The organism is Bacteroides luti, from assembly GCF_900128905.1.
In the GTDB taxonomy this organism is placed as follows: Bacteria; Bacteroidota; Bacteroidia; order Bacteroidales; family Bacteroidaceae; genus Bacteroides; species Bacteroides luti.
This window is the reverse complement of the sequence record NZ_FQTV01000010.1, coordinates 162,171-174,136: the sequence shown is the minus strand read 5'-3', so window position 1 is coordinate 174,136 and position 11,966 is coordinate 162,171. Positions and strand designations below refer to the sequence as shown.

Sequence of the window (11,966 nt, the reverse complement as noted above, 5' to 3'; positions counted from 1 at the left end):
ATTTAATTGTTTAAGACTGATACCTCAAATATATTAATGCTCTTGGCTTATGCTTTGTTTTTCTGCATATTAATTACAAACATAGGGACTCCCACCAATCATAAAGCCTATAAACAAAGACTTTTAAGCAAAATTAGTAGCAGGTGGGAGATGTTTTTTGAAAAAAACTAATTTATTGTTTTAATATTGATCTTCTGTAATGAAGCGGAGATACACCCGTATGTTTTTTGAAGTATTTTCCAAAAAAAGATTGGTTGGGGAAATTCAATTCCTGAGATATTTCCTGAATTGTGCACGAAGACCTAAGCATTAGTTTACTTTCTAAAACGACGCAATAATCTATACACTCTTTGGCCGGCTTACCAATAGCTTGTTTTACTAAAGAGGATAAGTATTTTGGAGATACACAAAGCTTATTGGCGTAAAAAGAAACATCTTTGGATTCTTTCAAATACTCTGAAACCAATAAAAAAAACTGCCTTACCATTTCTTCTTTTCGAGAAATGGGAACAGTATTATTCATATATTTACTAGCATGTCCATGAATCTTTATAAGCAAAGCACATAACAGATGCTTCAGCATCTCTGTTCTATGATCATTCTCAACATCTTCTACAACATTCCACATAAGCTGAAAAAAACGCATAGCTTCTTCCATCTCTTCATCAGTCAACATAATAGAAGGAAAATCAGGCTTCAACAGAAAAACAGGCGGATATTTTCGCAAGTAGTTCAATAATTCTTCCGTAATATTTTTTGAAACAGAAAAAAAAGCAACTCGAAAATCATCACTCATTTCACGATGAAATACTATAGAATTTAATGAAATTAAAACTATTTCATTTTTAGATACAACGCGTTTCTCAAGATTAATTTCTATTTCAGCAGATCCTTCAAGACAAAAAATTATATATGATTTTTCAGCATGTATAGGGTATTCTAAAACATGAGATCTATTGATATCAGAATACATGATAAAATCGTCCTCTATTGAAACCAAATTCTTACTAAATAAAAAAGATGATTTATTCATGATTTTATTTATTATTAATTCTTTTTAGACCACAAAAATAGTATATATTTGTTAATACAACAATAACATAATGAAATATAGACCAATTATAATGAATTTTAGGACTTTCTGGCTTATTCGATTATTATGAACTTTGCAAAGATTAATTTAGGTAAAAAGTATATTAACTAATTATGTTTATCTTATGATTAAGAACATTAGTAGATTGTTTGTTACTCCACTCTCAATAGTTGGAGTTTTATTAGTATGTCTATCCCTTAGCTCATGTAAAAAGAGTGGAAATATGGCGGGAAAAGATATGGTTCAGGAATACGCAGTTACAGTATTGAAAACATCTGATGTGGAACTAAAAAGTTCATATCCTGCTACAATAAAAGGAAAGCAGGATATTGAAATTCGTCCTCAGGTTTCAGGAACGATAACTAAATTATGTGTAGATGAAGGTTCTGTTGTTCATAAAGGCCAGACTCTTTTTATTATTGATCCTGTTCAATATCAGGAAGCTGTTAATGTTGCTATGGCGTCTGTCAATGTTGCTAAAGCAAACGTAGCAACCGCTAAGCTAACAGCCGAAAATAAAAGAGAGCTTGCAAAGAATAATATAATAGGTTCTTATGATCTGCAGACTGCAGAAAACGCTCTTTTATCAAGTAAAGCTGCATTAGCACAAGCTAACGCACAGCTTATTTCTGCTAAAAAGAACTTATCATTTACAAGAGTTACAAGTCCATCAAATGGAGTTGTAGGAAGCATACCTTTCCGTGTAGGAAGTTTAGCTAGCCCAAGCACAGTTACACCACTTACTACAGTTTCTGATATTTCAGATATGTATGCTTATTTTTCAATGACCGAAAGACAACTTTTAAGTCTTACCAACGAAGGTAATTCACAAAAAGATATACTTAAGAAAATGTCTAATGTTGAATTGCAAATGATAGATGGAAGTATCTATGGTGAAACCGGCAAAGTAGAAACTATGAGTGGAGTTATTGATCAAAGTACAGGTTCTGTAAATGTACGTGCTAAATTCCCTAATAAAAACCGCACTTTAAGAAGTGGAGGTACAGGGTCTGTATTGATCCCTTATAAAATGAATAACTGTATTGTTATTCCTCAGAAAGCAACTTATGAGATACAAGATAAAAAGTATGCATATGTAGTTGATAGCAAATCAACAGTAAAAAGTACTCCTATTGAAATATTCTCTTTAGATGATGGTCAGAATTATATTGTAACATCTGGCCTGAAAGCTGGTGATAAAATTGTTACCGAAGGTGTAGGCACACTTAAAGATGGCATGCAAATTAAGGAAATAACTCCGGAACAAGCTGCTGCCAAACAAGCTCAGGCACAACAATCTTCTGAAAAAGCTTCTAAGTAAATAGGTGTATATTAAAACAGAAGAAATATGAAATTAGATAAATTTATAAACCGCCCGGTACTCTCAACAGTTATATCAATATTTGTTGTTGTTTTGGGTATAATCGGGCTTGTATCTTTACCAGTCGAACAATATCCTAATATTGCCCCTCCTACCATTCAGGTTAGTACAATGTATACGGGAGCAAATGCACAGACGGTAATGAACAGTGTGATTGCTCCACTTGAAGAATCAATCAACGGTGTGGAAAATATGACATACATGACATCTAGTGCCTCAAACAATGGAATGGCAACGATTAATGTATACTTTAAACAGGGAAGTGACCCTGATATGGCTGCCGTAAATGTACAGAACCGTGTAACAAAAGCACAAGGATTGCTACCGGCAGAAGTTACCAAAGTAGGAGTTATTACAAGTAAACGCCAAACTAGTATGTTGATGGTATTTTCCGTCTATAGTTCAGACAATAAGTACGACCAAACATTCTTGCAGAACTATGCTAAGATAAACATCGTACCACAAATTATGCGTGTACCTGGAGTCGGTGATGCTAGTGTTATGGGCGCACGTGAATACTCTATGCGTATATGGCTCAAGCCTGAAGTAATGGCTCAATATAAACTAATGCCAGGCGATGTATCTGCTGCACTGGCTGAACAAAATATTGAAGCTGCACCTGGGCAATTTGGTGAAGACGGAAAGCAGTCTTTTCAATATACAATGAAGACAAAAGGTCGTCTTCAGAAAACAGAAGAATTTGAGAATATTGTTATCAGAGCCTCTGCAGACGGAAATGTTTTAAGACTTAAAGATGTTGCGCGTATTGAATTAGGAGCTCAGTCAATCAGTGTAAATAGTTATACAAACGGACGTAACGGAGTAACTTGTATTATATATCAAACTCCAGGTTCTAATGCTACTGAAATTATCAAGAACGTGACTTCTTTGATGAAGGATACAGAGAAGTCCTTGCCTTCAGGAGTTAAATACAATATAATGATGAATACCAATGACTTCTTGTTTGCTTCAATTTATGAAGTACTCAAGACATTATTGGAAGCCTTTATACTTGTAGTATTAGTAGTGTATATTTTCTTGCAGGATTTCCGTTCCACACTTATCCCGGCAATTGCTATACCGGTAGCTTTGATTGGTACTTTCTTAATGCTGAAATTATTTGGATTTAGTATCAATTTATTAACTTTAAGCGCATTGGTACTGGCCATAGCCATAGTGGTGGACGATGCCATAGTGGTGGTTGAGGCGGTCCACGCCAAAATAGACCAGGGATATAAATCGGCAAAACTAGCTTCGATTGATGCTATGAGTGAAATTTCTGGCGCTATCCTTTCAATAACCCTGGTAATGATGTCTGTGTTTGTCCCTGTAAGTTTCATGGGAGGAACTTCGGGTGTATTCTATCGTCAGTTTGGAGTTACAATGGCTGTTGCAATTGGCTTATCGGCATTAAATGCATTAACCCTTAGCCCGGCATTATGTGCTATATTGCTAAAACCACATAATAAAGAAGGAGATAATAGTAAAACGAGTTTTATGGAACGTTTCCATATAGCTTTTAATACAACTTATGATAAGTTACTGGAAAAATATAAAGGTAGTATATCACGAATCATCAAACATAAATGGATATCATTTGGTTTGGTTATCATAAGTTTCATTTTGCTGGTAGTATTAATGAAATTTACTCCATCTGGAATGGTGCCAAATGAAGATACCGGAACTTTCATGATGTCAGTAAACATGGCACCGGGAACATCATTGGAACGTACTGAAGAAACATTGAAAAAAGTAAATGATATACTAAAATCCAATCCTTTGATTGAAACCAATATACAAATTGGAGGTTATGGACTTTTATCCGGTGCGGGTAGTTCTTACGGTAGTTTCTTCTGCAAGCTTCGCAATTGGGATGAACGTAAGGGAAAAGGACAAGATGTTAATAGTGTTATTGGTATGTTATACCAGCAAACTGCAAGCATAAAAGATGCGCAAATACTTATCTTTGCTCCTCCAATGATTTCAGGTTACAGTATGACTAATGGTTTTGAAATGAACCTTCAGGACAAGACAGGTGGTAGTCTGGATAACTTTAGTAAAGTTTCTCAGAACTTCCTGGCAGCATTAAATCAGCGACCGGAAATTGCAAGAGCAATGACTTCATTTAATCCTAATTTCCCTCAATATCAGGTTGATGTAGATGCAGCTAAATGTAAGCAAGCAGGCATAAGTCCAAATGCTATTCTTGAAACTCTTCAGGGATATTATGGTGGTATGTATGTTTCTAACTTTAACCGTTTTGGTAAATTATACAGGGTATATGTTCAGGCCGATGCCAAATATCGTATTAGTCCGGAAACGCTGAACAGTATATATGTTCGTAACGGCAGTGAGATGGCTCCAATCAGTCAATTTATGACAATAAAGAAAGTTTATGGTCCGGATGTAATCAACAGATTTAACATGTTTACCTCTATGACTATAAACGGAGCTCCGAAACCAGGTTTTGCTTCGGGTGAAGCCATCAAAGCTATTGAAGAGGTTGCTGCTCAAACTCTACCAACAGGATATGGATATGAGTTCTCTGGTATGACTCGTGAAGAGCAAAGTACCGGAGGAAGTACCACTGCAATTGTGTTTGTTCTGTGTATTGTCTTCGTTTACTTATTGCTTAGTGCACAATATGAAAGTTATATATTGCCACTTGTAGTAATCCTATCCATTCCATTCGGTTTGGCCGGAGCATTCGTATTTGCACAGTTTATGGGAACTCAAAACGATATTTACCTGCAGATTGCGTTGATTATGTTGATTGGATTGTTAGCTAAAAATGCCATTCTAATCACTGAGTTTGCTCTTCAAAGAAGACATTCAGGCATGAGTGTAACCTATTCTGCCATATTGGGTGCAACAGCTCGTTTACGTCCTATTTTGATGACATCTCTGGCAATGATTATCGGTCTGTTGCCTTTGATGTTTGCTAGCGGAGTTGGTGCAAACGGTAACCGTACTCTTGGTGGTGGTGCTGTTGGAGGTATGTTGATTGGTGTAATCTGTCAGATATTTGTTGTGCCGGGATTATTCGTGGCATTTGAATATCTACAGGAAAAGATCAAACCTATACAAAAGACAGGAATGGATGTCAGTGAAGCAATTCCTGAACTTGAACAATATAGTAAAATTGATAATGAATAACGGAATGAAAAAACAAATAATAGGAATGATGTGTGCAACTGCTGTATTAAGCAGTTGCAACATCTACAAAACATACGAAAGACCAAAGGTTGATGTCTCTGGCATGTACCGGGATACAGTTTCTGTTAAAGATACGCTAGCTTCCGATACAACCAATATGGGTAATCTTCCATGGAAAGAAGTATTCAAAGATCCCAAGCTTCAGAATCTGATAGAGAAAAGTTTATCAAGCAATCTTGATTTACAGACTGCAATGCTTAAAGTTGAAGAAGTAAAGTCAATATTAACAGCTGCTCGTCTTGCATTTCTTCCATCTCTTTCATTATCGCCACAGGGAACAATCAGTAGCTTTGACGGCAAGGCTGCAACAAAGACATATCAGTTACCAGTTACAGCTAGTTGGGAGTTAGATATCTTTGGAAATATCCTGAATGCAAAACGCGAAGCAAAAGCTTCACTATTGCAAAGTGAAGCATATCGCCAGGCTGTGCAAACTCAGGTTATTGCCAATGTAGCTAACTGTTATTACACTTTGTTAATGCTCGACAAGCAGTTGGCTATAACAGAACAAACAGCAAAAAACTGGGGAGAAAATGTTAAGGCCATGAAGATAATGAAACAAGCAGGTCTTACTAATGAAGCTGCAGTAGCTCAAAGCGAAGCTAATTATTATACAATAAATGCAAGTATACCTGATTTGAAAAAGCAGATCCGGGAAACTGAAAATACATTATCACTGCTTCTTGGGCAAGCTCCACAGCAGATTGAACGTGGAACATTGGCTGAACAACAAATGCCAGAGCATTTATCTGCAGGTATTCCTGTACAAATGCTTTCTAACCGTCCGGACGTGAAACAAGCAGAGATGGCATTGGCTGGTAGTTACTATTATACAAACCAGGCACGCTCGGCATTCTATCCTAAAATTACAATAAATGGATCGGCCGGATGGACAAACAGCGCCGGAGGTGCAATTATTAATCCGGCAAAATTCATTGCTTCTGCAGTTGGTTCTTTAACTCAGCCAATATTTGACAGAGGTGCTAATGTTGCAAAATTAAAGATTGCCAAGGCTCAACAAGAAGAAGCACTACTTACTTTCCAGAAAAGTATATTAAATGCTGGCTCTGAAGTTAGCAATGCTCTTTACCAGTTCCAGTCTTCCAATGAAAAGTGTGTTCAACGCAAACTGCAGATTCAATCATTGGAAAGTAGTGTTGATAAAACAATGCAATTAATGAAATACCAGTCATCTACATACTTAGAAGTTTTAACTGCCAAGCAATCATTATTGAGTGCTCAGTTATCAGATGTTAAAGATAGTTTTGAACGGATTCAGGCCGTTATCAATCTTTATCAGGCTCTGGGAGGTGGAAGATAATACATAAACTTTAAATAAAATGCATATGAATACAATCAGCCCATTGGCTTATGTTGATCCGGAAGCTAAAATCGGAGAAGGTGTAGTTATACATCCTTTTGCATACATTGATAAAAATGTGGTAATCGGAGATAATTGCGTCATTATGCCTAATGCAAGTATTTTAAACGGAACTCGCATGGGAAACAATAATCAGGTTTTCCAGAACACTGTTCTTGGTGCTACTCCACAAGATTTTTCATATCACGGTGGAGATACAATTCTTGAAATTGGAAATAATAATGTATTTCGTGAAAATATAGTAATCAGCCGTTCATCCAGCAGTACCGGAAAATCTGTTATCGGTGATAACAACTTTATTATGGATGGTGTGCATATTTGCCATGATTGCAATATAGCAGACCATTGTGTAATAGGCATAAAATCTGTTATTGCCGGAAACTGTGTTATCGGTTCTCATGTTATATTCAGTTCAATGGTTAGTATGTTTCAGGATACCCGTGTTGGTGCCTGGAGTCTGGTACAAGGAGGATGTCGCTTAAAGAAAGATGTTCCTCCATATATTGTCACTACAACAAATCCTACCAGTTATTATGGAGTTAATGTTGAAGTACTTAAACATCATAATGTTTCAGAAAAGATAATTCAGCACATTGCTCAGGCTTATGGATTAATTTTCCATTCAAAAGTAAGTATTGCCGATGCATTAATAAGAGTAGTACAAGAGGTTCCAATGAGTGATGAGATAGAAAATATCATAAACTTTATCAAGAACTCCAATAAAGGACTAATTTAAGCATACTTTTTACCTTTATTATAAAAGTCGTAAGCCATAAAAAATAAAATGGCTTGCGACTTTTTTTATTATCTCAACAGTGATTAAAATTGGAACTTTTTGGCCAATTAAAGGTGCTAGATTGCTAGATCACTGCTAGAACAAATAAATTTGATCTAGCAGTTTTTATACACTAATTACCAGGAAGTTACACGTCAACTGCTAGATTGCTAGATCAATTTTGCAAAATTAAAATTTATGTAGTGTTTCTCTTTATTACACCACTCCTACTTTTCATTAAAATGCCACCGGAGTTCTTTAAATAGCCCGAGTAGTTTTATATTTTCAAAACCAGACATTAATAATATCTTGTACAAAAGAATGTAATCTTCTGTACAGAACAATTAAATCTTTTGTACAGAAGAATGCATTCTTTTGTACAAGAATATACAAACATCCGGTGTATCTTTTAAAAGAACAGGCCAAAGTTTAGCAAGACTCCGGCCTGATAGTTTTTTATCTCCGATTATACTTTCAATAAAACGAAGATAGATTTATGCTTCTATTTAATATTGCTATTTGAATACATCTTTCGACTTAACTTTTATAATCTTTCCAAAGGATGAAAGCTTAGTCATATCAATTTTCTTAGAATTTCCTACAACCACATATGTTATAGTACGGTCTTTTACATTCTGATTATAGAAGTTTACCAAATCTTTAATATCAAGGTTGCTAACGTTCGCAATAATGTCTTTATTCGGGTCGGAAGTATATCCCTCTTTTATTAAAAATGAAATCTTTAAGGAACGTTCGCGCAAAGAAGGATATTCATTATTAGCCCTGTTTACAACATCTTGTCGGGCAATCTCAATACGTTCTGCTGTTTCAGGCATCTGTTTAATCAATGAATCAAGAATTCCCATTGCATCAGTTGTTTTATCACACTGAGTTGAAAGTATTGCCACCAGCTGACCATTCTTATCACTGTATTTATACGGAGGTAGCTTGTATGTTGCACGTACTCTGTAAGCTAAAGAACGGAATTCACGAATTTGCTGAAATAGTACAGAACTCATGCTCCCACCAAAATAGCTGTTAAACAAAGCCGATTGATAACGTTCTGAAGAGTTGTTGTTTACTCCTCCTCTGATGTAACCGCCTATAATACTTTGAGATGATTTCGGATCATCAATAAAATAAACGGTTTGCTCTTTATATTCCTTTTCTTCTCTGCAAACCGGAGTTTGCGAAGGTACATTAACCTTTTCTACTCCGAGATTCTTATTTATTTGGTCAACAACAGTTTCGGTTGCTATATTACCGCAATAATGTATATTACATTCAACCTTCTGAATGCTATTAAATTCAGAAATCAAATCCTGTCCTTTGAGTTTCTTTATTTCAGAAACAGATAGCCGGTTCAGGTATTCGGATTTATCTCCGTAACGCACTTTGTCTAGCAGTGCATTAGCCAACTCATCCGGAGAACGTTTAATGGCTTTGACTCTCAGTTTAGCCTCATCAACTACCTGCTTCATCTTTTTAGGTTCCGCCTTTGCATGATTAAAGAAGTCGGCAACGAGTTCTACTGTTGCTTGAAAATTCTTATCAAATCCGGATACTTCAACACTAAATTTATTCTGTTCGGCAGCAAAAGATAAGGTGCTACCCAAATTTTGTAATCTGGCTCTGAATTGATCAAAAGAAGAAGAATCTGTTCCTAAAAGATTCAGGTAAGTAGCCATTGGACTTAAAAGTTTTGACTCTAAAGTTCCTTTACCATATTCTATATTTAAAGTGAATATATCATTCTGCGGATTAGATGCAGCATAAAGAACAACCTTAGGAGCTACCTGAATTACTTTGGCATCATTCTTAAAATCGAGAAAGCGAGGATGTGCATCTAATGTCTTTATCTGCTCCATTTCCTTGGCAAAATCTGATTTCGATTCCGAATTTTGAGGAATTATAGGTGCAAATCCCGGTTTTTTCAGATTATTCTTAGGATAGTTTCCTGTTTTCTTTTTTACCTGAAGATAATTATCTGTGAAATATTTATTTGCAATTTTTACTATATCATCTTTTGTAAGATCATCTATCTTCTTAACTTCATTAAGATAATCGGTCCAGCTTTTACCTTCAGAGAATAGAGACAACATTTTTTGAGCACGTGAGTCTATGTTTTCCAGGTTTTTAATATAATTCCTTTTTTGCTCTAATTTGAGACTATTAAAAACTTCATCCGAGAAATCTCCTTTTTTCACTCTGTCTATTTCGTGCATTACAAGCTTCTTAGCTCCAGAATATGACTGGAACAGCAGTTTCGGAACAGTCAGTACTCCCACTACTCCGGCTTCATTCATACTAAGATTCAAAGCTTTGGATTCCATAATTTTGCCATCCACAGCCAGTTTATCAAGATATCCGGTACTATTATCATTATTTAGAATCCCCATAGCAATACGAAGTGCAACTTCGTCTTCGTGATTAGCAGGAACACCTCTCCAACCCAGAACCAGTGCCTTAACTATTGGAATTGGCACTTTTATTTTAAATTCTTCCACCCCTGAAAAAGGCGGCAAGGGCACAATATCTCTTTTCGGTGCATCCCCTTTTCTTATTCTTGAGAATGTTTTTTCTAATACCGGAAGAACTTCTTCTGCTTTGAAATCACCACTTAATATAAGTCCCATATTACCGGAAACATAGTATTTCTCGAAAAACTTTCTCATCTCAGAAAGCTGTGGATTTTTAAGATTTTCCGTACTTCCTACAATAGGGAAAGCATAGGGATGAGGAGTAAAGAAACGCTCTGCAACTTTTTCTAAAGCCTGATATCCCATCATGTCATTATACATATTCTTCTCCTCATACACTGTTTCAAGTTCACTTTGAAACAGGCGGAAGACAGGATTCATTAAACGTTCGCTATTAAGCTCTGCCCACTGATTTATATACTGAGGTGAAAATTCATTGTGGTAAATAGTACAATCGTAAGAAGTACCTGCATTTAAACGACTTCCTCCATATTTTGAGATAAGGCGGTCGTACTCATTAGGAATGACATATTTTGAAGAACGAATACTCAATTCATTTATTTCCTTCTGAATCTGTTTACGTTTAGCTTCATCTTTAGTTATTGCAAGCTCATCATACTTCTGAGCAATAGAATCTAATAAGATTTTCTCTTCACTATAATTTATAGTTCCAATCTTATCAGTCCCTTTAAACATCATATGCTCAAAATAATGAGCAATACCAGTATTGGGACAATCTTTCGATCCCGCTTTAACTACAACTGCACCAAAAATTTTAGGCTGAGAATGATCTTCATTAAGCCAGACTGAAAGACCATTGCTTAATTTGAACTCTTTTACATTAAGAGATTCCGAAAGTTGAGCGTGCGCAGACCCGCTCAACAAACTACCAAAGATTGCTGATAACACGATTTTTTTCATTTTTGATTAAATAATTTCTATTTCTTTCCTTCTTCCTGCGGAATCCGAAAAGCAGTATAGAGTTCGATAACTGCAGCAATGGTAAGAGTTAACATCCATTCGTTACCGTGAGGAAGTGTAAACATCAACACGCCAGTAATTATCAGGAAAACAGCTCCAAATACCTGTTGGTTATAAAGTCGCTTTAAAACAACATTATTACCTTTATACGAAGAATATATCTGAACTACAGCAATAGCCAGAGCCCCAATACAATAAATATATGGAGAAAGACTCCAGTTAGTAATATAAGATGCTGCTCCTATAAGCAAAAGTACTGCTCCAATAATAAAGATTAACGATTGATATTTTTTCATTTTTGAGGTTCTTCTTTTACAGTTGTGTCTTGTTCATCATCTTGAATGATATAAATATCTTCATTAGGCTTCTTCATCAGATATTTTTCACGTGCCACCTTTTCAATAGAACGCGGATTAGTAGTCAACTCATTCAATCGTTTTGTGTTTTCATCATAATCCGCCTGATATTCTCTTATGCTTTCGTGAAGTTTGTTTATTTTACGAATATTAGAGATGCGACGCACCATACTATTCTCATCGAGAAAGCCGATAATAGTCACAAAAATAAGTATTGTAATCAAGTACTTATGTCTTCTGATAAATTCCCAAATTGTATGAAGTTTACTCATTTTTTCATCAAGTTGAATATGGATACAAAGA

General features: G+C 35.6%; 8 protein-coding genes. 4 read left to right on the top strand and 4 right to left on the bottom strand.

The genetic code is table 11. The features are described 5' to 3' along the window. Positions 1-172: 172 nt before the first annotated feature. On the bottom strand, positions 173-1,033 hold the full coding sequence (locus BUC21_RS10640) for a helix-turn-helix domain-containing protein (protein ID WP_073402104.1): 861 nt from the start codon (positions 1,031-1,033) through the stop codon (positions 173-175). A gap of 184 nt (positions 1,034-1,217) precedes the next feature. Here BUC21_RS10640 and BUC21_RS10635 point away from each other — a divergent pair, with 184 nt between their 5' ends. Genes BUC21_RS10635 through lpxA form a run of 4 tightly spaced genes read left to right on the top strand, consistent with a single transcriptional unit; the run spans position 1,218 to position 7,807 of the window. After that, positions 1,218-2,414 (top strand): efflux RND transporter periplasmic adaptor subunit, encoded by a 1,197-nt coding sequence (locus tag BUC21_RS10635; RefSeq protein ID WP_073402101.1) that lies wholly within the window; start codon positions 1,218-1,220, stop codon positions 2,412-2,414. A gap of 27 nt (positions 2,415-2,441) precedes the next feature. Continuing rightward, positions 2,442-5,630, top strand: a complete 3,189-nt coding sequence (locus BUC21_RS10630) for an efflux RND transporter permease subunit (RefSeq protein WP_073402098.1) — start codon at positions 2,442-2,444, stop codon at positions 5,628-5,630. 4 nt (positions 5,631-5,634) lie between these two features. Continuing rightward, complete coding sequence (locus BUC21_RS10625) at positions 5,635-7,011, top strand: TolC family protein (protein ID WP_073402131.1); 1,377 nt, start codon at positions 5,635-5,637, stop codon at positions 7,009-7,011. Positions 7,012-7,036: 25 nt separating this feature from the next. Next, complete coding sequence (lpxA, locus tag BUC21_RS10620; protein WP_073402095.1) at positions 7,037-7,807, top strand: acyl-ACP--UDP-N-acetylglucosamine O-acyltransferase; 771 nt, start codon at positions 7,037-7,039, stop codon at positions 7,805-7,807. Between the two features lie 554 nt (positions 7,808-8,361). On the opposite strand, the gene BUC21_RS10615 is transcribed toward lpxA, so the two are convergent. The 3 genes from BUC21_RS10615 to BUC21_RS10605 are packed head-to-tail and all read right to left on the bottom strand — an operon-like array spanning position 8,362 to position 11,935. After that, complete coding sequence (locus tag BUC21_RS10615; protein ID WP_073402092.1) at positions 8,362-11,247, bottom strand: M16 family metallopeptidase; 2,886 nt, start codon at positions 11,245-11,247, stop codon at positions 8,362-8,364. Between the two features lie 17 nt (positions 11,248-11,264). After that, the gene (locus BUC21_RS10610) at positions 11,265-11,603 is read right to left on the bottom strand and encodes a hypothetical protein (RefSeq protein WP_073402089.1); all 339 of its coding nucleotides are present in this window, start codon (positions 11,601-11,603) and stop codon (positions 11,265-11,267) included. Then, complete coding sequence (locus tag BUC21_RS10605) at positions 11,600-11,935, bottom strand: FtsB family cell division protein (RefSeq protein ID WP_073402086.1); 336 nt, start codon at positions 11,933-11,935, stop codon at positions 11,600-11,602. Before BUC21_RS10605 ends, BUC21_RS10610 begins: the two co-directional genes overlap by 4 nt. Between the last annotated feature and the right edge of the window lie 31 nt (positions 11,936-11,966).